Source organism: Microbacterium sp. KUDC0406 (assembly GCF_021582875.1).
In the GTDB taxonomy this organism is placed as follows: Bacteria; Actinomycetota; Actinomycetes; order Actinomycetales; family Microbacteriaceae; genus Microbacterium.
This window is the reverse complement of the sequence record NZ_CP091138.1, coordinates 1,386,902-1,413,055: the sequence shown is the minus strand read 5'-3', so window position 1 is coordinate 1,413,055 and position 26,154 is coordinate 1,386,902. Positions and strand designations below refer to the sequence as shown.

Below are 26,154 nucleotides of genomic sequence, written 5' to 3'. Positions count from 1 at the left end.
TTCCCGGTTCTTCCAGATGTGCTGATGACACGGCGAACGCTCACATCCGAACCACAGAGAGAAACAGTAGATTCGAAGACCCCGGGTGGGGTTAGACTGGCGATCCGTTCGGCGCGACAGCCGGCGGAGACGATGGAGAGGAGGTTCCGATGATCCTTGTACGACAGGAGATCGGCGATGTGCTCAGGGACTTCCGCCTGCAGAAGGGGCGCACGCTCCGGCAGGTCGCGAGCAAGGCATCCGTCGCCCTCGGCTACCTCAGCGAGGTCGAGCGCGGTCAGAAGGAGGCGTCCAGCGAGATCCTCGCATCGGTCGCCGAGGCCCTCGACGTCCCCATCTCGATCATCATGCGTGAGGTCGGCGACCGCATCTCGGTGCTCGAGGGCCTGCAGGTCTTCCCCGACGTGGTGCCCGACGACCTGGTCGCCTCGGTCGAGCCCGAGCTCTCGCTGCGCTGACCGCGGATGCGACGCAGTGAGTTCCTGCGCGCCGTCGACGACGAGTTCGGCGCGCGTGCAACGGCCCTGACTCAGGATCTCGTGCTCGGCGGCCTCGGCCGCACGGCCGTCGAAGCGCTGGATGCCGGTGTGCCGCCGCGCGAGATCTGGCTCGCGCTGTGCGAAGAGGTCGATGTGCCGCAGAGCCGGCGATACGGTGTGGGGCGCCTGGAGCCGCGCAAGAACTGACCGGTCCCGTCCAACCGCACTTCTGATCGATGCTGCGGCGGCGTGTCGTCGAAGAAGTGTTCGATGGGCGCGTATCGTTCTGCACAGATGGGTTCCTGCCGGAGTCTTCCCACAGCAGGGGGTATCACCGATGCGATGTCGGTGGCCCCTCGTACGGTGAAGACATGGCCTGAAGCCATACGCCTTGTCGCAGATCCGACCCCGCCGGAGTCGGGCGCGACAGCCTACAGGCGGCAGAACTCGAGCACGAAGGAGCACGTCATGCCCTCACCCGCAGACCGCGAGAAGGCCCTGGAATCCGCCCTCTCCCAGATCGACCGCCAGTTCGGAAAGGGCTCGGTCATGCGACTGGGCAGCGACGAGCGCGCGCCGGTCGAGGTCATCCCCACCGGATCGATCGCGCTGGACGTCGCCCTCGGCATCGGAGGACTGCCGCGCGGTCGCATCATCGAGATCTACGGCCCGGAGTCCTCGGGTAAGACCACGTTGACGCTGCACGCGATCGCCAACGCCCAGCGTGCCGGCGGCATCGCCGCCTTCATCGACGCGGAGCACGCGCTCGACCCCGAGTACGCGAAGAAGCTCGGCGTCGACATCGACCAGCTGCTGGTCTCTCAGCCCGACACCGGTGAGCAGGCGCTCGAGATCGCTGACATGCTGATCCGTTCGGGTGCGATCGACCTGGTCGTCATCGACTCCGTGGCGGCCCTGGTGCCCCGTGCCGAGATCGAGGGCGAGATGGGTGATTCGCACGTCGGTCTGCAGGCCCGCCTCATGTCGCAGGCCCTCCGCAAGCTGACCGGTGGGCTGAACCAGACCAAGACCACTGCGATCTTCATCAACCAGCTGCGCGAGAAGATCGGCGTGTTCTTCGGTTCTCCCGAGACCACCGCCGGCGGCAAGGCGCTGAAGTTCTACGCGTCGGTGCGCCTCGACATCCGTCGCATCGAGACCCTGAAGGACGGCTCTGACGCGGTCGGAAACCGCACCCGCGTCAAGGTCGTCAAGAACAAGATGGCACCGCCGTTCAAGCAGGCCGAGTTCGACATCCTGTACGGGGTCGGCATCTCCCGCGAAGGCAGCCTGATCGACTTCGGTGTCGAGCACGGCATCGTCAAGAAGTCGGGGTCCTGGTACACCTACGACGGCGACCAGCTCGGTCAGGGCAAGGAGAACGCCCGTAACTTCCTGATCAACAACGACGACATCGCCCTGGCGATCGAGACGCAGATCAAGCAGAAGCTCGGCATCGGCGGGGCGGCTGATCCGGCCGAGTCCGCCGCCGACGAGCTGGCTCAGCGCCGCCCGGCCTGATGTTTCGGCGTCGCTCAGCAACCGTGCTTCGGCGTCGCTCAACAACCGGGGTGAGCTATGCGTGACGGGGGCGACGACGATCGTCTCGCCCCCGTGATCCCGTTGTTCGGATCGTCTTCCGCGCCTCGACCATCGCGCGACGCGGAAGAGGGCCCCACGGAGGAGGAGTCCGCACCGACTGCGGAGAAGGCAGGCAGCACCGTCCCACGGCGCACCGGTGACGCCGGACTCTGGCGCTCCACCTGGGACGAGGGCGACGCGGAGCACCCCACCGACCCGGGCGCCCGGCATCCCGCGTACGGTGCACACACGCGCATGTCGCGAGAAGAGACGAGACCGGACGCCGCCCCGCGCCTGCGTGCACTCCGGCCCACGGACGCCCCGCACCTCGCGGACGCCGAAAGCGAAGAGACCGTCCCCGATCCCGACGAGCTGCGATTCCGTGCCGAGGAGAACCTCGTTCGCAAGCTCCGCAGCCGTGCCCTGTCGGTGTCGGAGGCACGTATCGCCCTGCGAACCTCGGGCCTCGACGGCGATCAGGTCGATCAGGTGATCGACGACTTCGAACGTCGCAGGTACCTCGACGATCGCACGCTCGCCGGTCACCTCGTCACCTCGGGCGTCGAACGGAAGGGACAGGGTCGCGTCGCGCTCTCGCGTTCTCTTGCGCAACGGGGCATCCCCAGGGACATCATCGACGAGGCCCTCGCCGACCTGCCGGACGACGACACCGAGCGAGCGCTCGAGTACGCGAGGGGCAAGGCCCGGTCCATGGCGCGGCTCGATCCCGACACGGCGCTGCGGCGCCTGGTCGGTCAGCTGTCGCGACGCGGATTCGGTGGCTCGGTCGCGATGAACGCGGCCCGCACCGCCCTCCGTGAAGCGTCATCCGCCGGCTCGGTCGCGCGGGTGCGGTTCACCGAGTCCGAGTGAGCCGAGGGGGAACGTTCTCCCCTCGGCGCACTCGGACCTGGGGATCAGCTTCCCGGGGGTGCGGGGAAGTCGCCACCGTCGCTGAACCCGGACCCGGGGGACGGGAAGTCCCCCGAGCTGAAGCGTCCAGCAGTGCGTCCGCCGCTGCCGGAGGTGTCGTCCGAGGTGATCTTCTGATCGAGATCCGCGAGCACGACGACGTCGCCGACGGCAAGGCCATCGGTGATCTCGGCGCGTTCGGCGCCGATCGCGCCGAGTGTGATGACCGTCTGCTTCGGCGCTCCATCCGTCAGCACCTGGACCGTCGCGGTGGAGCCGGATCGTGTCACCGCGGACGTCGGCACGGTCAGGACACCGGTCGCCGACGCGAGCTGCACGGTCGCCGTGGCGGTCGCGCCGATTCGGGGCTCGTCATCCCCTGCATCCACGGCGAGGGTCACCGTGTACGACGGCGTGGAGCTCGATGACGTGTTGAGCACGCCGATCGATGCGACGGTGGCGTCATAACTGGCACCGAATGCCGGCAGTGCGACGGTGCCGGTCTGACCCACCTCGATCTTGGAGATCATCGACAGGCCGACGCTCGCGTCGACGATGTAGCCGCCGGCGCTCTGGACGGTGATCACCGCGCTGTCGGAACCCGCTGTGACATCGTCACCGGTGGCGAGGCTCACCGCGACGATGGTGCCCTCGATGGGGCTCGTGAGCGTGGCGAACCCGAGATCCTGCTTCGCGATGGCGAGCTGCGCCTCGGCGGAGTCGATCGCTGCCTGATCGGCGAGGATCCGTTCGGCGGTGATCGTGCCGGATCCCGCGGAATCTCCGGCCATCTCGCCGGGGGCGGCGGTGCTCGTCACTGCAGCGGTGCGGATCACCAGGGCCGAGCTGAAGGCGCTCGTGCTCGCCGTCGTTCCGTCGGTGCTCGCCGTCGTCCCGTCGGAGCCCGCCGTCGGCGACGAGTCGTCTCCCGATCCATCCGTCGGCTGGTCCGCAGACGAAAGCTGCTCCTCCAGAGCCGCGACCGCATCGTTCAGAGCTTCTGCGGCATCCGTGACCGCGCCGTTCGCCTCTTCGGTGGACTCCTGGGCGGTCTGCGTCGTGGCGACGGCATCCTGGCAGTCGGTCAGCCGGCCCTGTGCGTCTTTCAGCGCATTCTGCAGCGCGGCGATGGTCGCATCATCGACGGCAGGAGCCTCGGGATCCTCCGTCGCGTCGTAGCCGTCGTCGGCGGGCAACTCCAGCGTCGCGTCGAGGAACGGTGCGCAGACCTCCCGCGCCGAGGCGAGTGCCGCGGTGGAAGCCTCGCCGGCGGTCACGGACTGCTCGTACACCGTGAGAAGGTTCTGCTGGGCCTCGGTGACGGCTTGGATCGAGGCCTCCGTCTCGGCATCGTTCTCTCCGCCGTCTCCGTCGCCGGATCCGGAACCGTCGCCCCCATCGGACCCGCCGCCGGTCGTCGAGCCGCCGGGCGTGGAGCCGCCCGGCGTCGAACCACCAGACCTCGAGCCATCGGGTGCGTCCTGCTCGGCGCTGTCGGACGGCGGCGTGACGGAACGAGACGCTGCGCCGGACTCGGAGGAGTCCGTGCCGTTCGCCTGCGCCTCCAGATCGTCCTCGAGAGTCTGCGCGGCCGCGGCCACGGCATCCTCCGCCTTCGTCACGGCATCCTGCAGGTCGCCGGTGTCCAGGGTGGCGAGGTTCTGCCCGGCCTTCACCTCATCGCCGAGCGCGACGGACACCGAGGAGACCGTGCCGTCCACCTGGAAGGCCACATCGGCGCTGTTCGCCGACGCGAGCTGACCGGACAGATCCAGAGCCTCGGTGACATCGGCCTTCTCCGCGACCGCGGTGCGGTAGTTCCCGTCGCCGCCCTGCGTGGCGGCGTACACCGCGGTGGTCCCGGATGCCAGCACCACCGCGGTCACGGTGACGCCGACGATCACGCGATTGCGGCGCCGGCCGAAGAGCGCCCCGGTGCCATGCCGCAGTCGCGCGCCCAGGGGCTCACGTTCCGCAGGGGATGACTCGTCGCCGGTTCCGGCGAGTGCGTCGAACAGGTCGTCGTCGTTCGTCATTCGGAGTCGCCTCCCTGACCGCTGTTCGCACCGGGCATCCGCCCGCCACCGGGGAACGCGCCGGTGCACTCGCCGCTGCTGTCGGGGTCGGAGAGGGCCAGCGACGTGGCGTCGTAACCGCCGGCGTCGTCGGCCTCACCCATGGCCGTCACGCACAGTCCGGTCTTGACATCGGCGGTGGTGGCCGCGGCTGTGCCCGTGATCGTCGTGTCGGCGCTCAGCGCCACCTCGGTGCTGGTGGTCTTCGCGTCCTCGCCGAAGGCGACGGCGTCGACGGTGATCGCCGAGTCGGAGACGGCGGTGACCGCGCCCGAGACCATCGACCCGAAGCCGCCGCGGCCTCCCGGCCCGCCCGAGGGCATGTCGCTGGGACGCTCGCTCGGCATGTCCGTCGGCATGTCCGTCGGCATTCCTTCCGGACGTTCACCGTCGGAGGGCATGCCGCCTCCGCCGGGGAATCCGCCGCCCATGCCGCAGGTGCCGTCGTCCGAGGCCTCGGTGACGGTCACCGTGGTCGCCGTCTTCGCATCTTCATCGGTCATGATCATGACGCAGTCGCCGACGGCGATCGTCGAGGCATCGACCGTGACGCGCTGGGTGACCGTGGTGTCGGCACCGTACGGAAGCGGGAGGAGCTGAGAGTCATGATTTCTTTCCTTGGGAGAGGGAGGTCATTCGCTGCGGAGCGCGTCGATGGGGACGAGCCGTGCGGCTCTGGTGGCGGGGTACACCCCGAAGACCAGGCTGATCGCGACGGCGACGCCCATCGCGAGGAACACGATCGGGAGCGACAGCACCACGGAGCTGCCGATGATCGCCGGCAGCACCAGGGCGACCACGACGCCGAGGATCACGCCGACGATGCCTCCGCCGAAGCCGAGCACGGTCGCCTCGAGCAGGAACTGGTTGCGGATGGCTCCCGGCGGCGCACCGAGCGCCTTGCGAAGGCCGATCTCCCTGGTGCGCTCGGTGACAGAGACCAGCATGATGTTCATCACACCGATCCCGCCGACCAGCAGCGACAGGGCGGCGACGCCCGCGAGCAGAACCGTGAGCGTCTGATAGACGGCGGTCGCGGTGTCGACGAGGGCATCCTGACTCTCGACGGTGAAGTCGGCGCTGTCGGCGTCGGTGATGCCGTGCAGGTTCAGCAGGACCGACTGCACCTCCTGATATGCGCCGGAGAGCACGTCGTCGGACACAGCCTTGACGTAGATCGTGTTCACGGCCGACGAGCTCGTGCCGCCCATCACGGTGCTGGCCGCGGTCGAAAGCGGGATCACGGCGGCATCGTCGAGATTGGACGACGAGCTCGAGCCGGCCGAGTCGAGCACTCCCACGATGTCGAAGGCGGTGCCGTCGATCGTCACGGACTGCCCGACCACTCCGGTGCGGCCGAACAGCTCGGATGCGGTCTCGGAGCCGAGCACGACGACATGCGCGTTCGACGCATAGTCCTCATCGGTGAAGAACGAGCCGGTGGCGAGGGTGCGAGAGCGCACCTCGGGCCAGTCCGTCGTCGTCGCCGTGACGGTGGTCGTCCAGTTCGTGTCATTGGCGACCAGCGACAGCGACGACGTCTTCTCAGGGGCCACGCTCTGCACGTCCGGGGCCGCGACCTCGGACTGCAGCGCTGCGGCATCCGTCGCCTTCAACGTCGTCGAAGTGCCGAATCCGCCGCGGATGCCACTGGAATCGGTGCTGGACCCTGGCGAGACGATGAGCAGGTTGCTGCCCAGCGAGCTGATCTGCTCGCTGACATCCTTCTGCGTGCCGAGGCCGAGGCCGACCGTCACGACCACGGCGGCGACGCCGACCAGGATGCCGAGGACGGTGAGCAGGGATCGCAGCGTGTGCGAGCGGATCGCATGCCAGGCTGTGCTGAAGGTCTCGGACCAGTTCACGCCGCCACCTCCGCGGACTCCGTGATCTGGCCGTCGCGCACCAGGGCGACGCGCTCGGCGCGCCGGGCGACATCGTGCTCGTGGGTGATGAGCACGATTGTGCGGCCCGCGTCGTTCAGCTCGTCGAACAGGCCGAGAACGTCGTCGGTGGAGGTCGAGTCGAGGTTTCCCGTCGGCTCGTCCGCCAGGATCATGGTCGGCTCGCCCACCAGGGCCCTGGCCACCGCGACGCGCTGCTGCTGCCCGCCGGACAGCTCACCCGGGCGGTTGTGCAGCCGCTGCTCGAGTCCGACCTTGCTCAGCGCGGCGACGGCGCGATCGTGCCGCTCCGCTCTGCCGATGCCGCCGTACACCAGTGGCAGTTCGACATTGCGCAGTGCCGAGAGCGACGGCAGCAGGTGGAACTGCTGGAACACGAACCCGATCCGGCGATTGCGCACCTGCGCGAGGGCAGCTTCGCTGAGCTGCGACACGTCCTCCCCGCCGAGCCGATACTCGCCGTCCGTGAGCACGTCGAGGCATCCGAGGATGTTCATCAGCGTGGACTTGCCGGAACCAGACGGGCCCATGATCGCGAGGTACTCGCCTTCGTGCACTTGGAGGTCGATGCCGCGCAGGGCCTCGAACTCGAGATCTCCAGAGTGGTAGGTCTTGCGTGCGCCGATCAGCTCGATGACGGGGCCGCTCATCGCTGGCCTCCGTTCCCGCCGGGGAACTCGCCGCCGCCGGGCATCTGCCCGCCGCTGGGGAACTCTCCGCCGCTGGGGAACTCGCCGTTGCCGGGCACCCGTCCTCCGCCAGGGAACTGCCCCGAGTTCCCCTCACCGGGCGTGAAGCTCGTGAGCACGACCTTGTCGCCCTCGGAGATGCCCGAGACGATCTCGGTGTAGCCGCCGCTGGTCTCGCCGACCTCGACGGAGGTCTCGGTCTGCTTCCCGTCATCGGAGACGAGGGTGACCGTGCTCTTGCCGTCAGCGGTGGTGACCGCGGCCGAGGGCAGGGCCAGCACATCGGTCCGGCGCTGGTACACGATGGATGCCGTCAGCGAGACGCCGTCGAACAGCCCCTTGCCGTCGCCGGTGACCGTCACGGTGACCGGGTACTGGGCGGAGCCCGAGGTGGTGCCCGGAAGAACCCCGACTTCGGAGACCACGCCGAAGTACTCGTCCCCGTCGTCGGTGGCCAGCTCGACCTGCTGGCCCTTCTTCACGTTCGCGATATCGGTCTCGCCGACCGAGACGTCGAGGGACCATGCGTTCGTGCTGACGATGGTGAAGGCCGCGGTGCTGGCGCCGGAATCGCTGGACGACCCGCTGCTGCTGCCGCCGCCGAACGGGCTGGCCGATGTCGTGGCGGAGGAGTCGACGGGCGTCGACGGGCTCGAGGACGATGAGGACCCGGTCCCCGTCACCTTGTCGCCGACGGCGATCCCGACAGTGGTCACCAGACCGGCGGCGGGGGCCTTCAGAGTGGCGTCGTCGAGAGCGGCGGTCGCGGAGTCCACATCGGACTGCGCGACGTCGACCGCAGCGGACGCGGCCGAGATGCGGGCATCCGATGCGTCGGAGTCCTGGGCGACGGCCAGCGACGCCTTGGCATCCGCGAGCGAGGCCTTGGCATCGAGCAGGTCGGCGTTGAGCTGAAGGGTGTCGACGGTCGCGAGGACGTCGCCGGCGGCGACGGTCTGTCCCTCTGCGACCTTCACGGCGGTGACGGTTCCGGACACGGTGAAGGAGACATCGTCCTGCACCGCGGGCGTCGCCGTGCCGGTGCCCTGCACGGTCTTCTCGAGGGTCTCCAGGCTCGCGGTCGTGGTGCGGGTGATCGTCTCGGCCGTCGCGTTCTGCGCGGGCAGCAGGAAGGCGAACACCCAGACGGCGGCGGCAGCGACGATGACGACAACCACGGAGACCACCACCTTGGTCCGGGTGCGGAATCTGGCGAGGAACGTTCGAGGGCTCATCTCAGGGGTGTGCTCCTGTCGGGGTCAGGGATGGGCGCTCCGGACGGGGCCCGATGAGAAGAAGGTACGAAGCGGGACGTAGCGTCGTCGTTGCGCTTCCTTTGAGCCCGATAAAGATGGCGGCTCGTAGAATGGCTGTCATCATGACTACTCCGCGCAGCGAACCGACGATCATCGCGCCGTCGTCGGCGGCGATCGACGCCGGCGGGCATCACCGCTCCTATGAAGTGCGCACCTTCGGGTGCCAGATGAACGTGCACGACTCCGAGCGCCTCTCGGGCTCTCTGGAGAGCGCGGGCTATGTCCGTGCAGCCGACGGCGAGGACGCCGACGTCGTGATCATCAACACCTGCGCCGTGCGCGACAACGCCGCGGGGAAGCTGTACGGCACGCTCGGGCATCTGAAGTCCAAGAAGGACAAGCACGAGGGCATGCAGATCGCCGTCGGCGGCTGCCTCGCGCAGATGGACAAGGACGCCGTGCTCGAGAAGGCACCCTGGGTCGATGTGGTCTTCGGCACGCACAACATGGGATCGCTGCCCAGCCTGCTCGAGCGCGCCCGCCACAACGGCGAGGCCGAACTGGAGATCCTCGAGTCCCTCGAGGTGTTCCCCTCGACCCTGCCCACCAAGCGGGACTCCGCGCACAGCGGCTGGGTGTCGATCTCGGTCGGCTGCAACAACACCTGCACGTTCTGCATCGTGCCGAGCCTGCGCGGCAAGGAGAAGGACCGCCGTCCCGGCGACATCCTGAACGAGATCCGCCTGCTCGCCGACGACGGCGCGATCGAGGTCGCTCTGCTCGGCCAGAACGTGAACTCCTACGGCGTCGAGTTCGGCGACCGGCAGGCCTTCGGCAAGCTGCTGCGCGCTGCGGGGAGATCGACGGCATCGAGCGCATCCGCTTCACCAGCCCGCATCCGGCGGCGTTCACCGACGACGTCATCGATGCCATGGCCGAGACCCCTGCCGTCATGCCGCAGCTGCACATGCCGCTGCAGTCCGGCAGCGATCGCATCCTGCGCGTGATGCGCCGCTCCTACCGCAGTGAGCGCTTCCTCGGCATCCTCGATCGCGTGCGCGCGAAGATCCCGAACGCGGCGATCACCACCGACATCATCGTCGGGTTCCCGGGGGAGACCGATGAGGACTTCGAGGACACCATGCGCGTCGTCGAGCAGGCCCGCTTCTCGGGGGCGTTCACGTTCCAGTACTCCATCCGCGAGGGCACGCCCGCCGCGACCATGGCGGACCAGGTGCCCAAGGAGGTCGTGCAGGAGCGCTACGACCGCCTGATCGCCCTGCAGGAGCGCATCTCGCTCGAGGAGAATCAGAAGCAGGTCGGTCGCGAGCTCGAGGTGCTGGTCTCGGTCGGCGAGGGGAAGAAGGATGCCGAGACGCACCGGCTCACCGGCCGCGCCGAGGACAACCGTCTGGTGCACTTCGAGGTGACGCCCGGCTCCGATCTGCCGCGTCCCGGCGATGTCGTGACCGTGACGGTGACGCACGCGGCGCCGTTCCATCTGCTCGCCGACGACCCGACCGGCGCTCCGCTGCGCATCCGCCGCACCCGCGGCGGCGACGCGTGGGACCGTGCGCAGGCCGAGAGCTGCGCCCTGCCCGAGCCGGGCACGGCCGGCGCCGTGCGCCTCGGGCTGCCCACGCTGCGCGTGGGCGTGTGAAGTCTTCGCGCTCGATAGGGGACGTGCGATGACCTCGCGTCTCTGGACGATCGTCGGCGCCACCGGGACAGGGAAGAGCGACTTCGCCTTGGACCTCGCCGAGAGTCTGCGTGCGCGCGGCAACCCGGCGGAGATCGTCAACGCCGACGCCATGCAGCTCTACCGCGGCATGGACATCGGCACGGCGAAGCTCACCGAGGCCGAGCGCCGCGGCATCCCGCATCACCTCTTCGACGTGCGCGAGGTCACGGAGGAGGCTGCAGTCGCGTGGTACCAGCCGATCGCTCGCGAGGCGATCGAGGCGATCCTCACGCGCGGCGGCGACGCGATCCTCGTCGGCGGATCCGGGCTGTACGTGTCGAGCGTGATCTTCGATTTCCGCTTCCCGCCACGGGATGCCGCGCTGCGTGCCGAGCTCGAGGCCGAGCTCGACGCGCGGGGCACCGGCGCGCTGTTCGCCCGGCTGCAGGCGCTCGACCCGGCCACCGCGGCGAAGATCGACCCGAAGAACGGCCGGCGGATCGTCCGGGCGCTCGAGGTGATCGCGCAGGGCTCCGAGACACACGGGGCGGTTCTGCCGGACGCGCCGGCGTTGTGGCATCCCGACACCCGCATCATCGGGCTGCACGTCGACCGTCCGGAACTGGTCCAGAGGCTCGACCGGCGCGTCGAGCGGATGTGGGCCGACGGGCTCCTGGAGGAGGTGCGAGCGCTGCGCGGCGAGGGACTCGACGACGGCGTGACCGCGCGCAAGGCGATCGGCTACGCACAGGCGCTCGCCGAGCTGGACGGGCGGATGTCGCGGGCCGAGGCGATCGCCGAGACGCAGGCGCTGACCCGCCGCTACGCGCGCCGACAGGTGTCGTGGTTCAAGCGGTATCCCGGAATCCGCTGGGCCGAGCCGGACACGGGGGCAGGGTCAATCCTTGACTGACAGCTCGTCGGGCTTGACGCCGAACGCGAAGTAGGTCGCAGGGCCGATCCAGTTCACCAGGATCACCGGGATCCACGCAGGCTTCGGCCCGCGCACCTGCCGGGCGTCGCGAGCGGCGAGATCCCAGAACGCCAGTGCGGCGAACGCGACCTGCACGATGCCCAGGATCGTGAGGAGCACCTTGCCGCCGGTGCTGATCTGTTTCTTCTCGGACTTCTTGTCGCATCCCATATCTCGAGTCTGGACCACGTCGTTGCGAGGACCGAGGGGTTCCGAGTGTCGGTGGCCGAAGGCACCATGGCAGCATGACCACATACTTCTACACCGCCTCGTCGCTGGACGGCTTCATCGCCACCGCCGATCACTCCCTGGACTGGCTGCTGAAGCAGGACATCGACGACGACGGCCCGATGGCCTACCCCGGTTTCCGTGCGGGGCTCGGTGCGATGGCGATGGGTGCGCACACCTTCGAGTGGATCATGAACCACGACGAGGACGGCTGGAGTCACACGCTGCCTGGCTGGATCTTCTCGCATCGCCCCCTCGACCTGCCCGAGGGGGCAGGCTTGCGGCTGACCCAGGGCGACGTGCGCGAGGCGCACGCCGAGATGACGGAAGTCGCCGACGGCAAGGACCTCTGGATCGTCGGCGGGGGAGACCTGGCCGGGCAGTTCGCCGACGCCGGTCTGCTCGACGAGGTGTGGGTGCAGTACGCACCGGTGACTCTGGGATCCGGAGCGCCGTTGCTGCCCCGTACTCTTGACCTGGAACTCATCGACGTCGCGCGCAATAGGGCGTTCGCCTGCACGCGCTACCGCGTGCTCAAGGGCGCGTAGAACGGAGACACTAGTGACCGTGCAGTTACGGACCTTCGACAGGGCGGACGAGGACGCCGTCATCGCGCTGTGGGACGAGGCCGGTCTGACCCGGCCCTGGAACGACCCGCACGCCGACATCGAGCGGATGCTCGCCGTCTGGCCCGAGTTGCTCGTCGTCGCCGAGGAGTCCGGGCGGATCGTGGGCACCGTCATGGCCGGCTACGACGGGCATCGGGGCTGGATCTACTACCTGGCCAGCGCCGCCGACCGAAGGGGCGAGGGCATCGGACGGTCGCTGGTCGAAGAGGCGGAGCGCCGGCTTCTCGCACTGGGCTGCCCGAAGGTGCAGCTGATGGTCCGCCCGGGAAACGAGATCGTCTTCGCCTTCTACGATCAGATCGGGTACGAGCGTTTCGACATCGGCATGACGGGCAAGCGGCTGATCGTCGACGCACCCGCGGAGTCCGCCGTCTGAACGAGGCGCCTTCCGCCGCTGAATAGACTGAGGGCATGGTCGCATTCACCAAGGGGCACGGCACCGGCAACGACTTCGTCATCATCGCCGACCCCGACGGCGAACTCGAGCTGAGCGCCGAGCAGGTCGCCGTGCTGTGCGACCGCAACTTCGGCATCGGCGCCGACGGCGTGCTGCGCGTCGTGCGGTCCTCCGCGCTCTCCGACGGCGCCGCCGCACTCGCGGAAGAGCCGAACGCGGAGTGGTTCATGGACTACCGCAACGCCGACGGCTCGGTCGCCGAGATGTGCGGCAACGGCATCCGGGTCTTCGCGCACTACCTGGTGCGTGCCGGGCTCGCGACCCTCGAGCCGGGTTCGACGCTGCCGATCGGAACCCGCGCGGGCGTCCGCGACGTGATGCGCAGCGAGACCGGTTACCAGGTCGACCTCGGCCGCTGGCGGCTCGCCGGCGGCGAGCCGCTCGTGAAGGCACGCGGCCTCGCAGTTCCGCGTCCGGGCACCGGCATCGACGTCGGCAACCCCCACGTCGTGGTCGCACTGGCATCCGAGCAGGAACTGGTCGGGCTCGACCTGCACGTCGGGCCGATCCTCGACCCCGCGCCCTCCGAGGGCGCGAACGTCGAGTTCGTCGTTCCGGGCGAGCCGCTGGTACGTGACGGCGTAGGTCACGTCCGGATGCGTGTGCACGAACGCGGTGTCGGCGAGACACTCAGCTGCGGCACCGGGGTCGCTGCGACCGCCCTCGCCGTGCGGTACTGGGCGGGGAGAAGGCGCCGTCGAACTGGCGCGTCGAGGTTCCGGGCGGAACGCTCGGCGTGCGCATGTTCCCGGCCGAGGACGGCGAGCACGTCGCCCTCTCGGGTCCGGCGCAGCTGGTCTACACCGGCGAGATCGACCTGGCCTGAGACGCGCTCCACCCCGTCCGGCACGAGACACCCACCTCTGCGGGAGCCGCGCGCACGGCACGGACGTCTCGTGTGCGTGTGGGTGGTTCGTCGCCGGCTTCGCAGATGCTCGCCGGAACGAGCGGTCCGGCGCCGTCTCGGCCGGCGTCAGGACGGCAGAGCGACAGGTTCGGTCGGCGGGGTGCCGTGCTTGCGCACCTTCAGCACGCGGTAACCCTTGCCGGTGGCCGCACGGAACACGCTGTAGCCCGGGGTGAAGGTCGCATCGATCCAGCGCTGCAGCGAGTCGGCGCCGAGATTGCGCTGCACGACCAGCCAGGCGTCGCTGCGCTCGTCGAGCCGGGGGATCCACCGCTCGAGCATGCCGTGCAGCTCGTTCTTGCCGACGCGGATGGGCGGATTCGATCGGATGGTGCGGAACACCACGTCGTCGGGAACATCGTCGGGCAGTACGGCGTTGACATTGGTGAGGCCGAGTGCCTTTGCATTGCGGCGCGTCAGATCGAGGGCGCGCTCGTTGACATCGACCGCCCACACGGTGGCGTGCGGTGCAGACAGTGCCATGGTCAGGCTGATCGGACCCCATCCGCATCCGAGGTCGAGGAATTCCCCGCCCGGCGGCAGCGGCGGCATGTTGGCGAACAGCACAGCGGTTCCGGCATCAAGGCGGTCGGGACTGAAGACACCGCCGGCGGTCGTGACTTCGAGGTCACGGCCGGCGAGGGTGACGCGGATGTTCCGCAGGTTCTCCGCACTGGCCGGGGTCGCGGTGAAGTAATGGTCGGACCCCATACCGCGAGCGTAGCGGACGCAGCGGGCTAGGGTTAAGACGCTCTTATCGAGAAAGCAGGAATCCGGACCGGATGACGAACCCCAACAACGAAGACAACACGCAGGACTCCCTGGACCGGGTGCTCGCGAACGCGGAGCCGCGGATCGAGCCGATCGTCTTCGGCGGCGCCCAGGCGCTGCAGGATGCTGCGACAGCCGGGTACGGCTCCGGCGGACGGCGACCAGTGGGACCTCGAGGACCGGCATGCGCTGCGGCGTGTGGCCGGGCTGTCGACCGAACTCGAGGACGTCACCGAGGTCGAGTACCGGCAGCTGCGGCTCGAGAACGTGGTGCTGGTCGGCGTGTACCCGCAGGGCGCCCAGGACGACGCGGAGAACTCGCTGCGCGAACTCGCCGCCCTGGCCGAGACCGGCGGGCGCCGTAGTCCTCGACGGGCTGCTGCAGCGTCGCCCGCATCCGGATCCCGCCACCTACCTCGGCCGGGGCAAGGCCGAGGAGCTGCGAGACATCGTGCGCGCAGTCGGCGCCGACACGGTCATCGCCGACACGGAACTCGCCGCAAGCCAGCGGCGCGCCCTGGAGGACGTGGTCAAGGTCAAGGTGATCGACCGCACCACCGTCATCCTGGACATCTTCAGCCAGCACGCGAAGAGCCGCGAGGGCAAGGCGCAGGTCGAGCTCGCGCAGCTCGAGTACCTGCTGCCGCGCCTGCGCGGCTGGGGCGAGTCGATGAGCCGTCAGGCCGGTGGACAGGTCGGCGCCGGCGGTGCGGGTATGGGATCGCGCGGACCCGGTGAGACCAAGATCGAACTGGACCGCCGCCGCATCCGCACCAAGATGGCGCTGCTGCGCAAGCAGATCCGCGACTTCGCGCCCGCGCGCGAGGCGAAGCGTGCTGAGCGGCATCGCAATGCGATCCCGTCGGTCGCGATCGCCGGGTACACGAACGCGGGCAAGTCGAGTCTGCTGAACGCGCTCACGAGCGCCGGTGTGCTGGTCGAGAACGCGCTGTTCGCGACTCTGGATGCCACGGTGCGGCGTTCCGAGACCGCCGACGGCCGCGTGTACACGCTGACCGACACGGTCGGCTTCGTGCGCAACCTGCCGCATCAGCTCGTCGAGGCCTTCCGCTCCACGCTCGAAGAGGTCGCCGAGTCCGACGTGATCGTGCACGTTGTGGACGGCTCGCATCCCGATCCCTCGGCGCAGCTGCAGACCGTACGGGATGTGATGGGCGACCTGGGTGCGCGCGGCATCCCCGAGATCGTCGTGTTCAACAAGGCCGACCTGCTGACAGAGGACGAGCGGCTCGTGCTGCGCGGACTCGTGCCCGGAGCGCACTTCGCGTCGTCCCGCACCGGAGAGGGCATCGAGGAACTGCGCGCGGCCATCGACGAGGCGCTGCCGATGCCGGCCGTCGAGGTGCGGGCCCTCGTGCCCTACGACCGCGGAGACCTGGTCTCGGCCGTGCATGAGAACGGCGTGCTGATCTCGGCGGAGCACGAGGAGAACGGCACCGCGATCCACGCGCACGTCTCCGAGCGCCTCGCAGCCGAACTCGCGCCGTTCACAGTCAGCTCGCGCTGAAACGGGCCTCGACGGTCGCGGACACGACGATGTCCTCGGCCTCGAACACCATGCCGGGAGCAGCGGAGTCGAACGCCACCGCGCGCATCATCATCTTGCCCTGGGGAGGGGCGGCCGACTCGTGCCGGGAGATGAGACCGAGGTCGGCGATCTCCACGGGCTGCACGGTGTGCAGGCCGAGGGCTGCGGCGTAGGCCTCGGCGCGTGCGACCGCGACGGACACCGCCTCGGCGGCGACGTCCCGCTCGGTGCGTGCCCTGGTCTGAGGGGTGAGCTGCCAGTCGACGCCGCCGATCTCGACGCCGTCGCGCACTGCGACATCCGACACCCAGAGCGAGAGCTCCGCCGCCTCGGGGAACGTCACCGTGAACGAGATCGCGGCGTGATAGACCGGCGCGAGGCGTTTGCCCTCGTTGTTCCACGGGCGCTCCGCGTGCACCGTCATCCGCGTGCTCGACCACTCCACGACGGCACCGTCGTCCTTGCGGTCGACGATGCTCTGCCGCACGGGCTCGGCGAGGCGGGTGGCCTCGTCGACGGCGGAGGCCCGCTCGGGCCCCTCGGCGCGGATCGTGAGTTGGATCACGGCGCGCTCCGGCGCGATGCGCGCCTCGTTCTCGCCCCGTACGGTGATGATGACATCGCTCATGAGGGGGACTCTACGGCACACGGACCGGCATGCGGAACGGCGCGGGCCCGGTATCCGTTGTAGTCTGTAGTGCTCGGCTGCGATGCATCCGAGGTGGTAAATCAACAGTGCGACAGCGGCTCCTTCGCAAGAAGGTCCACGGGGCTGATCGGTTTCGACGGCGCCTGTGAATCCACGAGAAGCGGGCCGAGGATGCAGGGTTATCTCGTGAACGCTCCCTGCAAAACAATAAGTGCCAATGCAAAGCGCACTGACTTCGCCCTCGCTGCGTAAGCGAGCCCGATAGTCCGTCAGACCGTATGTGATTCCGATACGGATCCTGGCGTCATCTAGGAATCTTGCTGTGCGATGGCGTCTGGACGTCGCACGGGACTCTTCCCAGGCTGGGCTTGTCGACTTAGGTGTCTGTGACAAAGGTCGGAGCCGAGCAGAACGTCTGCACAGACTGCGCCCGGAGAAGGCGTGGAGACTCAGCGTCGGACGGGGGTTCGATTCCCCCCAGCTCCACTGACCGCTGTCGCATCATGAAGAGGCCCGCCTCCCTAGTGAACACTGGGGAGGCGGGCCTTCTTGCGTCTGTGGACAACTCATCCGACGGAAACTTGGAACCGGTGCGCGTCGCCGCCGGCTGTCATCCTGCGCTTAGGCTCGAGGTGTGCGGACACAGCATGCGGCGGTCGTCTACAACCCGGTCAAGGTGCCGCTTGAGCGCGTCCGGCGCGCCGTCGCTGAGCAGGAGCACGCGCACGGGTGGGATACATCGCGCTGGTACGAGACGAGCGGTGAGGACTCCGGGCTGCGGGCAGCCGAAGAGGCGCTTGCGGGTGAACCCGCAGTGATGATCATCGCCGGCGGGGACGGCACCGTGCGAACGGGCGCGGAGGCGGCGCAGGGGAGCGGTACGCCGATCGCGCTGCTGCCCGCCGGGACCGGGAACCTCCTGGCCCGAAACCTCGGTCTTCCGTTGAACGATGTCGATCGCGCGATCGCCGCGGCGTTCTCGGGGGTGACCAGAGCAGTGGATGTCGGTGTCGCCGAGCTCGAGAACGAGTCCGGAGAACGGCGCACCCACCTGTTCCTGGTGATGGCCGGCATCGGGCTGGACGCGGAGATGGCCGAGAACACGAGCGCGCTGGCGAAGAAGCGCCTGGGCTGGATGGCGTATGTGGCACCTATCGCCCGGTCGGTCATCGCGAATCGTCTGTTCCATCTGGACTACCGCATCGACGGGGGCCGCACCCGATCGGCGCGTGCGCACACGGTGATCGTCGGAAATTGCGGGACCCTCACCGGCAACATGCTGCTGATCCCGAATGCGAAGGTCGATGACGGACTGCTGGACGTGGTGATGCTCCGTCCGAAGGGGCGACTGGGATGGGCCAGCATCGGGACCCGTCTGACATTTCAGGGCCTCGCCCATCGATCCCGATTCGGCCGGAGCATGCTCCGGCTTGCACCTGATCTGAAGGCGCTGGTGTATGCGCAGGGCACGAGGTTCGACGCCCGCTTCGAGACTCCGCGCGGAATCGAGCTGGACGGAGATGGTTTCGGGCTGGTCAAGCGGGCGCGGATCGCTCTCAGAGCAGCAACGCTCGACATCTGCACTCCGGCAGGTGCAGCCGGACGAGACTCAGGCGGCCGTACGCTTGGCCCGTTGCCGGAAGAATCCGAAGATGAGGGTGCCGACGAAGAGCACGATTCCGATGATGGCCAGCCACAGGAGACCCTGGAACGCGAATCCGACGACTGACAGCACCACCCAGACCACAAGCAGGATCACGAGTACTGTCCACATGATCCTCACCGTACGCGTCATCCAAGGCGAATGGCGAGAACCGGACACATTCACAGCAAGTGCGTCTCCGTCTGCTTGGGACGGGAGCTCCTGCGGGAAGTTGCGGGCATCGTCCTCGAACCTGTGAGCGCGTACATGTCGGGCGCGTACGGTCAGGAAATGACCAGCAAGAGTTCGCCCGATGAGAATGCCGACCGCGAAGCGACCGCACACAGGAGTGACGGCGGCGCAAAGCGCCGTCCGCGTGCCCCGAGCGAAGGGGACACCAGCTGGGATCGCGCTGTGGGGTTGCACTGGCATACGTACTCGGCGACCGCGGGGACCTCGGCGCGTGCGGATCTCGAGGATGGTGTCCGGGCGTCGAAACCGAAACACATAGCATCCCAGCGCCCGGACGAGCGCGGTTGAGACGAAGACTATCGGCGAAGCAGCGAGCGGTGTAGTCTCGCGAATGAGCCACCGATCCGCGCGAGGATCTGGTTGCTCATTGTGGAATGAGAGCTCTCACCGTGATGACGGTCCATGGGGACGCGCGCGATCCGGTGAGGGCTCTTCACAGGCTCCGGCAGGGCGATGCAACCTGTGAGCGCACACATGTTCGAGGCGTACCGTCGGTTCATGAACACACAAGTGAAGATCGCAGGGCAGGACCCTGGACTGCTGGGGCTCGGATCCATTCTCGTCGGCTCGCTTCCCGCGACGCTCCTGACGGACGAGGCACCGGACCGCTACACCGTGGAAGCGGTGTTCACACGCAAGACTGATCGCGACGAGGTCGCCGCGATCCAGGGAGGCGAGACGCGCGCATACCTGGCGGCGAACGGATTCCCGACCGTCGAACTGCATGTCGCAGATCGACGACTGGAGATCGCGAACACCAACCTGGAGGAACTCCGGGACGGACTCGGCGCCGTGCTCGCCACTCGGCTCGCCGAGATCAGCGCCGCCCTTCACGCCGAACGGGCGATCGCGGCCCATCGGTACCAGGACGCCTCCGACCGCGAACAGCAGCGAGCTGCGGCCGTCGCCGCCCTCGCTGAGTCCGTCACCTTCGCCCGTCGCCCCGTCGAGACTCCGTCCGATGACGAGGCGCGCATCTCGGACTGGTTGGAAGAAGGAGGCGCCGTCCGCGATTAGGGCGACGCCGGAGAGAAGTCATCATGGACGGCATCCGTCCGACGATCCGTACGCGCCCTCGCGAAAGCGGGGCGCGCGGATCGAGCACTTTCACCGTGCTGGCACAGCAGATCCGCGTCCGCGGACTGCTGCGTCGGCGCTACGGCTACTACTGGTCGAAACTCATCGGCGCACCACTCGTGCTCGCCATCTGCCTCGGCGCCTTCGTCTGGATCGGGGACACCTGGTGGCAGCTCTTCACCGCCGTGGTCCTCGCCATCGTCTTCACCCAGATCGCGTTTCTCGGTCATGATGCCGCGCATCGACAGATCTTCGTCTCGGGCCGCTGGAACGATTGGATCAGCCTGGTCCTCGGTGACCTGCTGGTGGGCATGAGCTACGGATGGTGGCAGCACAAACATACAAGGCACCATGCCAATCCCAACAAGCTCGGATCGGATCCCGACATCGAGCTGCCCGTCATCGCCGTCACCGCTGAGACAGCGGCCCGTCAGCACAATCCGGCGATCACATGGCTGCGTGCGCATCAGGGGCTGCTGTTCTTCCCGATCCTGTTCTTCGAAGGGATCTCGCTTCACGCGTCGAGCGTGCGCCGGGTCTTCGCCCGCGGTCGCCTGGAGCGGCGCTGGGTGGAGATCACGTTCCTCGCCCTGCGGATGGTCGGCTACCTGGTTCTGGTGTTCGTCGTGCTGTCGCCGGGTATCGCCGTGACGTTCCTCGCCGTACAGCTGGGACTGTTCGGGTTCTACATGGGCGTCTCTTCGCCCCCAATCACAAGGGGATGCCGGTCGTCCCCCGAGACATGAAGCTGGACTTCCTGCGGCGGCAGGTGATGATGAGCAGGAACATCCGCGGTAGCCGGTTCCTTGACGTCGCTATGGGCGGGTTGAACTATCAGATCGAGCATCACCTGTTCCCCTCGATGCCCCGCCCGCACCTACGCCGCGCTGCGCCGGTGATCGCCGAGTACTGCCGCGCGCACGGCGTCCCCTATACGCAAACGGGTCTTTTCGCCTCCTACGCGATCGTGATCAGATACATCAACCGCGTCGGGCTCGGAGAGCGGGACGTCTTCGCGTGCCCGCTCATCGAACAGCGTGCGCACCTCACCGCGGACTGACCGGGTTCAGAGCGACGGCCGGCGCGCTCACGTCGGATACGCCCTCATGCGGAGCAGGTACTTCGCCGTCAGCGCGACGGGTTCGTCGTCGTCCTCAGCGAGCTCGCCGAGGATGGTGCGTGCCCGCTCACCAGGGATTCCCGCGAGCGCCGATGTCAAGCGCAACCGGGCTCCGCCGGCGGAGCTCTCCAGCTGCCCTGCCAGCGCATCGAGGATCTCGGATGCCTGGTCGGATTGTACGGCGAGGGTCTCCAGCGCATCAGCGGCCTCGACGTCGTTCCGCCCCTCGACGATCAGTCCGATGAGCGCGGGAACGGCGCCGGCATCGCCATGACGGCCCCTCGCGAGCGCAGCGCGTGCCGTCACGACCGGATCGGCGGACGCGGCACCGAGCGCCTTCAGTGCGCGTGCGGAACCGATCTTCTCCAGCGTCGCGGCGGCCCGCCGGCGGCGGGGCTCGTCGGAGGAGCCCAGCGCCTCGGCGAGCAGGGGCACGGCGTCGTCACCGATCCGCGCCAGCGCCCAGTCGAATGCTCCGGCCGCGTTCGGATCGGTCTCCTTGATCGCGGCGTCGACGAGCATCGCCGCATCGCGCTGCTCCGGTGCAGTGGTGAGCACCGCCTGCTGCCTGGCCGACGGGTCCTCTGAGTCCAGACCGTGCATCAGGCCGATGATGCGGAGCACCTCAGACCAGGCCCCCGGACCGCTGTCCCGGACCCGTTCGAGACGTCGGAGCAGCTGATGCTCGCGTTCGATCCGCTCCCGGGTGCGGCCCAGGAGGCCGTCCACGGCCGATCCGGGTGTGAACGCCGGATCGTCGAGGGCATCGGCGACCTCCTGCAGGGTGAGCCCGAGCGAACGCAGCGCCTCCACGTGGAACAGTCGCCTGATGTCCTCCTCGGAATACCGGCGGTATCCGCCGGCCGTGCGTTCGCTCGGGGACACCAGACCGATGGAGTCGTAGTGCCGCAGCATCCGCGCACTGATGCCGGACTGCGCGGCGACCTCGCCGATGAGCATCAGCGGTCTCCTGTCTGCGGTGCGCTACGCAGCGCGAAGACGCGCCTGGCCTCCGCGATCGCCGCGTCGAACCCCTCCTCGGGGTCGGACATGATCCGTTCGGTTGCGATCGCGTGGATGCGCACATGTTCTTCGTTGTGATCCGTCGCTCTCGCCACCGACGAGGCTGCGGGTTCGCCGATCACTGCGAAAGCGCGACTCAGGCTGAGCTGCACGTCGCGATCGCCGCGGCCGAACTGCGTCGACAGGGTCTCGGCGAGTGCGGTCTCGGCGCCCTCAGGCACCAGACCCGCGGATGTGCGCCAGGCGGTGCGGGCGACCTCGTCGTCCTCGTCGACCAGCAGGCCGGGCGGGATCTCCGGCCAGATCGACGGGTCCGCGATCTTCGACAGCGTGTGCAGCGCCTGACTTCGGGCCTGAGGAGCAGGGGAGTGCAGCTCGGGGAGCAGTCGCGGCAGCGTGAGCGCCGGGTCCTGCCGGGTGAGGGCCCAGGTCAGCATGTCGCGCACGTAGAAGTCCGGTTCGATCGCGCACCGGGCGATCAGCTCCTCCACGTACTCGGGGTCCGGCGTGGTGCCTGCACTCAGCGCGGCCTGCAGCCGTGAAGAGGCATCGGGTTGCGCGAGGGCGTGGCGGAGTGCCGTGGCGCGCTGTGCTGCGCTCTCTGTGTTCGTCATGTCGACCACCTCCACATCACATCGAAGACCTTGGCACCGTGTCAAGGTCAAGTCACGCCGTCACCGAGTGAGGAATACATTCGGATGCATGGAACGTTGACTCCGGCATGAGCGAGATCGAATTCGGGCTGGACACCTTCGGCGGAGTCACGACGGATGCCGACGGGCGGTCGCTGCCGCATCCGCAGGTCATCCGTGATCTGGTGGACGACGCCGTCGTCGCGGATCAGGCGGGGCTGGACTTCTTCGGGATCGGTGAGCACCACCGTCCGGACTTCGCGGTCTCGAGTCCCGAGATGGTGCTCTCTGCGGTCGCCGCGAAGACGGAGCGGATCCGACTCGGTTCGACGGTCACCGTGCTCAGCTCCGATGACCCGGTGCGCGTCTTCGAGCGTTTCGCGACGCTCGACGCCGTCTCGGGCGGGCGGGCCGAGATCGTCGCGGGGCGCGGTTCCTTCATCGAGTCGTTCCCGCTGTTCGGCTACGACCTGCAGGACTACGAGGTGCTCTTCGAGGAGAAGCTCGAGCTGCTCGCCGCGCTGCTGAAGGAGGAGCCGGTGACCTGGCAGGGGAGCACCCGCGCGGCCCTGACCGATCAGCGGGTCTATCCGACGACCGAGCGGGGCCTCCGGGCCTGGGTGGGGGTGGGCGGCAGCCCGGACTCCGTCGTGCGCACGGCCAGGCACGGCCTCGGTCTGTTCCTCGCCATCATCGGCGGGCCGGCCGCGCGATTCGCGCCGTACGTCGACCTGTTCGAGCGTGCCCAGGATCAGTTCGGTGTCGAGAGGCAGCCGGTCGCGGTGCACTCGCCAGGACTCGTCGCCGAGACCGACGAGAAGGCGCGCGCACTGGTGCACGACGGCTGGGTCGCGATGCGCACCCGGATGGGTCAGGAGCGCGGCTGGCCGCCGCCCGCCGTCGGCGACTTCGAGCGCGAGATCGAGTCCGGTGCGCTGTACGTCGGGTCTCCCGAGACCGTCGCACGGAAGATCGCCGCGACGCTGCAGGTGCTGAAGGTCGACCGCTTCGACTTCAAGTACGACCAGCCCGTGCAGCACGCGGACCACCAGCGCTCGATCGAGCTGTACGGCGAGAAGGTCGTGCCGATGGTGAAGGACATGATCGCCTGAGCAGGCATCGTCAGGGCGACTGTGCCAGGCTCTGAGCGTGCACATGAAGCTAGACGACAGCGCTGATGGTTACGTCATCGTGAGTCTGGCCGTGGTGCATGCAGCGCCGATCGCAGAGCTGGCCGCGTACGAGACGTTCGACGAGCGGGTGACGGATGGTTCGCACTGGTACCAGTTGGGCACCCTCCCGTTCACGGAGAAGGACGCTGCGCGACGAGCGGAGGAGCTGGATCGTACGATCCTTTCGCTCATCGATCGTCTCGATGGCGTGCCAGCGGAGCTTCTCCGCTCAGAGGAGGTCTTCGTCCGCCTCTTCATCACGTTCCCGCATGGCGCGGAAACGATCAGCTCGTCGACTCTGCGACGCTTGGCCGACGTGGGCGTGACGATCTGGCTCGACTTTCTCGAGTGACTCCGCCGCTCTGAGTCGGATGCCGCGCTCTGTCCTCGCGCCGCTGGGGCCGTGATCGTAGCTCTCGTCACTCGGCGGGTGGCCACTCCTTCGCGACCAGAGTGAGCACGTCGTAGGTCGCCACTGGCTCGTCGTCCTGGTTCACGACGACGGCGTCCCAGCGCACCTCTCCGTAGTCGGCCGAGCTGCGCGGGGTGATCTGCTTGACCGTCAGGGTCACCCGGATGCTGTCGTCGGCCTTGACCGGCGTCAGGAAGCGCAGCCCGTCGACGCCGAAGTTCGCCAGCACGGGACCGGGATCGGGATCGACGAAGAGGCCGGCGGCCAGCGAGACGACGAGGTACCCGTGGGCGACGATGCCGCCGAAAAGCGGGTTCTTCGCCGGCGGCATCCGGGTCGGTGTGCGCGTAGAACCGGTCGCCCGTGAAGTCGGCGAAGTGGTCGATGTCGGCGAGCGTGACCGTGCGGGGCGCCGAGACGATGCTGTCGCCGATGCGCAGATCGCGCAGGCTCTTCCGGAACGGATGCACATCCTCCACGCGGCGCGCCGAGCCGGTGGTCCAGCGTCCGGTGATCGCGGTCATCATATCCGGGGACGCCTGCACCGCCGTGCGCTGCATGTGGTGCAGCACCCCGCGGATGCCGCCGAGCTCCTCGCCGCCACCTGCGCGCCCCGGTCCGCCGTGCACGAGCATCGGCAGCGGGCTGCCGTGCCCGGTCGACTCGGCCGCGTCATCGCGGTCGAGCACCAGCACTCGGCCGTGCCAGGGAGCGAGCCCCAGCACGACCTCACGGGCGAACGCCGGATCGTGCGTCACGACGGATGCCACCAGGCTGCCGCGTCCGCGAGCGGTGAGAGCGATCGCCTCCTCCACGGTGCGATACGTGATGACCGTGCTCACCGGTCCGAACGGCTCCACCTCATGCGGTTCTGCGGCGCCCTCGTGCGCGCGGAGCAGGATCGGAGACAGGAACGCGCCCGCCGTGGCATCCGCGCCCACCACCTCGACATGGTCGGGGTCGCCGAACACGAGGTCGGAGCTGCGGCGCAGGTTCGCGATGGCCCGGCGCACCTCTTCTCGCTGACCGACGCTGGCGAGTGCACCCATGCGCACCTGCTCTTCGGCCGGATCGCCGACCACGGTGCGCGCCAGTCGGGCGGACACGGCGGCGATCACGGCATCCGCCATCGCCTCCGGCACGATCGCACGCCGGATCGCGGTGCACTTCTGGCCTGCCTTGACCGTCATCTCGGCGACGACACCCTTGACGAACAACTCGAACTCCGGGTCCTCGACAGTGACGTCCGTGCCCAGCACCGACGCGTTCAGCGAGTCCGCCTCGACCTGCAGACGCACCCCGCGCTCCTGCACGGCGGGATCACGGCGCAGCAGGTCGGCGGTCGCGGCGGAGCCGGTGAACGACACCGAGTCCTGCGCGCCGAGCATCGCGAGCAGGTCGCCGACGCCACCCGAGATCAGCTGCAGGGCGCCCTCGGGCAGGATGCCGGACCCGACGATCCTGCGGACGACGGCCTCGGTGAGGTACGCGGTCTGACTCGCCGGCTTGACGATCGTGGGGAGACCTGCGAGGAACGCGGGGGCGAGCTTCTCGAGCATGCCCCAGACCGGGAAGTTGAAGGCGTTGATCTGCACCGCGACGCCCGGACGCGACGTGTAGACGTGCTGTCCCAGGAACGTGCCGCCCCTGCCGAGCTGCTCGACGGAGCCGTCCAAGTACACGACGTCGTTCGGCAACTCGCGCTTGCCCTTGCTCGCGTAGGAGAACATCGTGCCGATGCCGCCGTCGATGTCGACCGCCGAATCGCGCCGCGTGGCACCGGTGCGCGCGGACAGGGCGTAGAACTCGTCCTTGTGCTGATTGAGCATCAGCGCGAGCTCCTTGAGCATGGTCGCCCGCTCATGGAAGGTCAGGGGACGGATCGCCGGACCGCCGACGCGCCGCGCGTGGTCGACCATGGCCGCGGTGTCGAGGCCCGCGCTGGAGATGCGTGCGATCTCCTCACCCGTCGCGGCATCGAGAAGGGGCGTGCCCTCGTCTTCCGCGCGGAACCAGGCGCCGGCGGCGTAGCTCTCCAGAAGTGGAGTGGTCACTGGGGGCATCCCTTCGCTCGTCATCGAGGG

At 68.5% G+C, this 26,154-nt stretch carries 21 protein-coding genes, 1 other RNA gene and 5 pseudogenes; 16 read left to right on the top strand and 11 right to left on the bottom strand.

Annotated elements, in window-relative coordinates; genetic code table 11:
• Nucleotides 1-149: 149 nt before the first annotated feature.
• From L2X99_RS07155 to L2X99_RS07140, 4 genes are all read left to right on the top strand, one after another.
• On the top strand, nt 150-458 hold the full coding sequence (locus L2X99_RS07155; RefSeq protein WP_236124418.1) for a helix-turn-helix domain-containing protein: 309 nt from the start codon (nt 150-152) through the stop codon (nt 456-458).
• A 6-nt stretch (nt 459-464) separates the two neighbouring features.
• A complete protein-coding gene (locus tag L2X99_RS07150; RefSeq protein ID WP_236124419.1) occupies nt 465-686 on the top strand; it encodes a DUF3046 domain-containing protein in 222 nt (73 codons plus the stop codon).
• Nucleotides 687-947: 261 nt separating this feature from the next.
• Nucleotides 948-2,000 carry a recombinase RecA gene (gene recA / locus L2X99_RS07145; RefSeq protein ID WP_236124420.1) on the top strand — a complete coding sequence of 351 codons (1,053 nt, stop codon included), beginning with the start codon at nt 948-950 and terminating at the stop codon, nt 1,998-2,000.
• Nucleotides 2,001-2,057: 57 nt separating this feature from the next.
• Nucleotides 2,058-2,933, top strand: coding sequence for a regulatory protein RecX (locus L2X99_RS07140; RefSeq protein WP_236124421.1), 876 nt, complete (start codon nt 2,058-2,060; stop codon nt 2,931-2,933).
• Between the two features lie 44 nt (nt 2,934-2,977).
• On the opposite strand, the gene L2X99_RS07135 is transcribed toward L2X99_RS07140, so the two are convergent.
• The 5 genes from L2X99_RS07135 to L2X99_RS07115 all read right to left on the bottom strand — a co-directional run bounded on the left by L2X99_RS07135 (nt 2,978) and on the right by L2X99_RS07115 (nt 8,875).
• Nucleotides 2,978-5,008, bottom strand: coding sequence for an HlyD family efflux transporter periplasmic adaptor subunit (locus L2X99_RS07135; protein ID WP_236135799.1), 2,031 nt, complete (start codon nt 5,006-5,008; stop codon nt 2,978-2,980).
• Nucleotides 5,005-5,550, bottom strand: coding sequence for a hypothetical protein (locus L2X99_RS07130; RefSeq protein WP_236124424.1), 546 nt, complete (start codon nt 5,548-5,550; stop codon nt 5,005-5,007). The genes L2X99_RS07135 and L2X99_RS07130 overlap by 4 nt, the downstream gene beginning before the upstream one ends.
• A 129-nt stretch (nt 5,551-5,679) precedes the next feature.
• The gene (locus L2X99_RS07125; protein ID WP_236124425.1) at nt 5,680-6,912 is read right to left on the bottom strand and encodes an ABC transporter permease; all 1,233 of its coding nucleotides are present in this window, start codon (nt 6,910-6,912) and stop codon (nt 5,680-5,682) included.
• Complete coding sequence (locus L2X99_RS07120) at nt 6,909-7,601, bottom strand: ABC transporter ATP-binding protein (RefSeq protein ID WP_236124426.1); 693 nt, start codon at nt 7,599-7,601, stop codon at nt 6,909-6,911. Before L2X99_RS07120 ends, L2X99_RS07125 begins: the two co-directional genes overlap by 4 nt.
• Entirely contained in the window at nt 7,598-8,875 is a 1,278-nt protein-coding gene (locus L2X99_RS07115) for an efflux RND transporter periplasmic adaptor subunit (protein WP_236124427.1), read from the bottom strand. The genes L2X99_RS07120 and L2X99_RS07115 overlap by 4 nt, the downstream gene beginning before the upstream one ends.
• Nucleotides 8,876-9,018: 143 nt before the next feature.
• Here L2X99_RS07115 and miaB point away from each other — a divergent pair.
• A pseudogene (miaB, locus tag L2X99_RS07110) lies at nt 9,019-10,556 on the top strand (tRNA (N6-isopentenyl adenosine(37)-C2)-methylthiotransferase MiaB).
• A gap of 28 nt (nt 10,557-10,584) precedes the next feature.
• Nucleotides 10,585-11,490, top strand: coding sequence for a tRNA (adenosine(37)-N6)-dimethylallyltransferase MiaA (gene miaA, locus L2X99_RS07105; protein WP_236135798.1), 906 nt, complete (start codon nt 10,585-10,587; stop codon nt 11,488-11,490).
• Here the strand turns inward: miaA and L2X99_RS07100 are convergent.
• A complete protein-coding gene (locus L2X99_RS07100) occupies nt 11,476-11,721 on the bottom strand; it encodes a PLDc N-terminal domain-containing protein (RefSeq protein WP_236124428.1) in 246 nt (81 codons plus the stop codon). The two genes, miaA and L2X99_RS07100, sit on opposite strands and share 15 nt — an antisense overlap.
• A 74-nt stretch (nt 11,722-11,795) precedes the next feature.
• Between L2X99_RS07100 and L2X99_RS07095 the strand changes: the two genes are divergently transcribed.
• The 3 genes and pseudogenes from L2X99_RS07095 (at nt 11,796) to dapF (ending at nt 13,690) form a co-directional block, all read left to right on the top strand.
• A complete protein-coding gene (locus L2X99_RS07095; protein ID WP_236135797.1) occupies nt 11,796-12,326 on the top strand; it encodes a dihydrofolate reductase family protein in 531 nt (176 codons plus the stop codon).
• 13 nt (nt 12,327-12,339) lie between these two features.
• Nucleotides 12,340-12,783, top strand: coding sequence for a GNAT family acetyltransferase (locus tag L2X99_RS07090; RefSeq protein WP_236124429.1), 444 nt, complete (start codon nt 12,340-12,342; stop codon nt 12,781-12,783).
• Nucleotides 12,784-12,818: 35 nt separating this feature from the next.
• Nucleotides 12,819-13,690 (top strand): annotated as a pseudogene (dapF, locus tag L2X99_RS07085) (diaminopimelate epimerase).
• Nucleotides 13,691-13,837: 147 nt separating this feature from the next.
• On the opposite strand, the gene L2X99_RS07080 reads toward dapF, so the two are convergent.
• A complete protein-coding gene (locus L2X99_RS07080) occupies nt 13,838-14,482 on the bottom strand; it encodes a class I SAM-dependent methyltransferase (protein ID WP_236124430.1) in 645 nt (214 codons plus the stop codon).
• Nucleotides 14,483-14,553: 71 nt separating this feature from the next.
• Here L2X99_RS07080 and hflX point away from each other — a divergent pair.
• Nucleotides 14,554-16,070 (top strand): annotated as a pseudogene (hflX, locus tag L2X99_RS07075) (GTPase HflX).
• Here hflX and L2X99_RS07070 read toward each other — a convergent pair.
• Nucleotides 16,057-16,719, bottom strand: a complete 663-nt coding sequence (locus tag L2X99_RS07070) for an SIMPL domain-containing protein (protein ID WP_236124431.1) — start codon at nt 16,717-16,719, stop codon at nt 16,057-16,059. The pseudogene hflX and the gene L2X99_RS07070 sit on opposite strands and share 14 nt — an antisense overlap.
• Before the next feature lie 140 nt (nt 16,720-16,859).
• Here L2X99_RS07070 and ssrA point away from each other — a divergent pair.
• The 4 genes and pseudogenes from ssrA (at nt 16,860) to L2X99_RS07050 (ending at nt 20,771) form a co-directional block, all read left to right on the top strand.
• Nucleotides 16,860-17,229, top strand: a transfer-messenger RNA (tmRNA) gene (ssrA, locus tag L2X99_RS07065).
• A gap of 145 nt (nt 17,230-17,374) precedes the next feature.
• Complete coding sequence (locus L2X99_RS18525; RefSeq protein ID WP_442923503.1) at nt 17,375-18,469, top strand: diacylglycerol/lipid kinase family protein; 1,095 nt, start codon at nt 17,375-17,377, stop codon at nt 18,467-18,469.
• 663 nt (nt 18,470-19,132) lie between these two features.
• Entirely contained in the window at nt 19,133-19,651 is a 519-nt protein-coding gene (locus L2X99_RS07055; protein ID WP_236124432.1) for a hypothetical protein, read from the top strand.
• Between the two features lie 23 nt (nt 19,652-19,674).
• Nucleotides 19,675-20,771, top strand: a pseudogene (locus L2X99_RS07050) (fatty acid desaturase family protein).
• 27 nt (nt 20,772-20,798) lie between these two features.
• Here the strand turns inward: L2X99_RS07050 and L2X99_RS07045 are convergent.
• Complete coding sequence (locus L2X99_RS07045) at nt 20,799-21,791, bottom strand: MerR family transcriptional regulator (RefSeq protein ID WP_236135796.1); 993 nt, start codon at nt 21,789-21,791, stop codon at nt 20,799-20,801.
• Nucleotides 21,791-22,468: a HEAT repeat domain-containing protein gene (locus L2X99_RS07040; protein WP_236124436.1), complete on the bottom strand. Its 678-nt coding sequence runs from the start codon at nt 22,466-22,468 to the stop codon at nt 21,791-21,793. The genes L2X99_RS07045 and L2X99_RS07040 overlap by 1 nt, the downstream gene beginning before the upstream one ends.
• 107 nt (nt 22,469-22,575) lie before the next feature.
• Between L2X99_RS07040 and L2X99_RS07035 the strand changes: the two genes are divergently transcribed.
• Both L2X99_RS07035 and L2X99_RS07030 read left to right on the top strand, forming a co-directional pair.
• Nucleotides 22,576-23,598 carry an Atu2307/SP_0267 family LLM class monooxygenase gene (locus tag L2X99_RS07035; protein WP_236124437.1) on the top strand — a complete coding sequence of 341 codons (1,023 nt, stop codon included), beginning with the start codon at nt 22,576-22,578 and terminating at the stop codon, nt 23,596-23,598.
• Nucleotides 23,599-23,635: 37 nt separating this feature from the next.
• Nucleotides 23,636-24,010, top strand: coding sequence for a hypothetical protein (locus L2X99_RS07030; protein ID WP_236124438.1), 375 nt, complete (start codon nt 23,636-23,638; stop codon nt 24,008-24,010).
• Between the two features lie 67 nt (nt 24,011-24,077).
• Here the strand turns inward: L2X99_RS07030 and paaZ are convergent.
• A pseudogene (gene paaZ / locus L2X99_RS07025) lies at nt 24,078-26,148 on the bottom strand (phenylacetic acid degradation bifunctional protein PaaZ).
• Between the last annotated feature and the right edge of the window lie 6 nt (nt 26,149-26,154).

What these genes read in the sequence shown, in the direction of transcription:
- L2X99_RS07070 (WP_236124431.1), bottom strand. Translation starts at nt 16,719, where the DNA reads ATGAGCGATGTCATCATCACCGTACGGGGCGAGAACGAGGCGCGCATC.
- miaA (WP_236135798.1), top strand. Translation starts at nt 10,585, where the DNA reads ATGACCTCGCGTCTCTGGACGATCGTCGGCGCCACCGGGACAGGGAAG.
- L2X99_RS07095 (WP_236135797.1), top strand. Translation starts at nt 11,796, where the DNA reads ATGACCACATACTTCTACACCGCCTCGTCGCTGGACGGCTTCATCGCC.
- L2X99_RS07135 (WP_236135799.1), bottom strand. Translation starts at nt 5,008, where the DNA reads ATGACGAACGACGACGACCTGTTCGACGCACTCGCCGGAACCGGCGAC.
- L2X99_RS07115 (WP_236124427.1), bottom strand. Translation starts at nt 8,875, where the DNA reads ATGAGCCCTCGAACGTTCCTCGCCAGATTCCGCACCCGGACCAAGGTG.
- L2X99_RS07045 (WP_236135796.1), bottom strand. Translation starts at nt 21,791, where the DNA reads ATGCTCATCGGCGAGGTCGCCGCGCAGTCCGGCATCAGTGCGCGGATG.
- L2X99_RS07100 (WP_236124428.1), bottom strand. Translation starts at nt 11,721, where the DNA reads ATGGGATGCGACAAGAAGTCCGAGAAGAAACAGATCAGCACCGGCGGC.
- L2X99_RS07035 (WP_236124437.1), top strand. Translation starts at nt 22,576, where the DNA reads ATGAGCGAGATCGAATTCGGGCTGGACACCTTCGGCGGAGTCACGACG.
- L2X99_RS07155 (WP_236124418.1), top strand. Translation starts at nt 150, where the DNA reads ATGATCCTTGTACGACAGGAGATCGGCGATGTGCTCAGGGACTTCCGC.
- L2X99_RS07055 (WP_236124432.1), top strand. Translation starts at nt 19,133, where the DNA reads ATGAACACACAAGTGAAGATCGCAGGGCAGGACCCTGGACTGCTGGGG.
- L2X99_RS07140 (WP_236124421.1), top strand. Translation starts at nt 2,058, where the DNA reads ATGCGTGACGGGGGCGACGACGATCGTCTCGCCCCCGTGATCCCGTTG.
- L2X99_RS07040 (WP_236124436.1), bottom strand. Translation starts at nt 22,468, where the DNA reads ATGACGAACACAGAGAGCGCAGCACAGCGCGCCACGGCACTCCGCCAC.
- L2X99_RS07080 (WP_236124430.1), bottom strand. Translation starts at nt 14,482, where the DNA reads ATGGGGTCCGACCATTACTTCACCGCGACCCCGGCCAGTGCGGAGAAC.
- L2X99_RS07120 (WP_236124426.1), bottom strand. Translation starts at nt 7,601, where the DNA reads ATGAGCGGCCCCGTCATCGAGCTGATCGGCGCACGCAAGACCTACCAC.
- L2X99_RS07150 (WP_236124419.1), top strand. Translation starts at nt 465, where the DNA reads ATGCGACGCAGTGAGTTCCTGCGCGCCGTCGACGACGAGTTCGGCGCG.
- recA (WP_236124420.1), top strand. Translation starts at nt 948, where the DNA reads ATGCCCTCACCCGCAGACCGCGAGAAGGCCCTGGAATCCGCCCTCTCC.
- L2X99_RS07130 (WP_236124424.1), bottom strand. Translation starts at nt 5,550, where the DNA reads ATGACCGATGAAGATGCGAAGACGGCGACCACGGTGACCGTCACCGAG.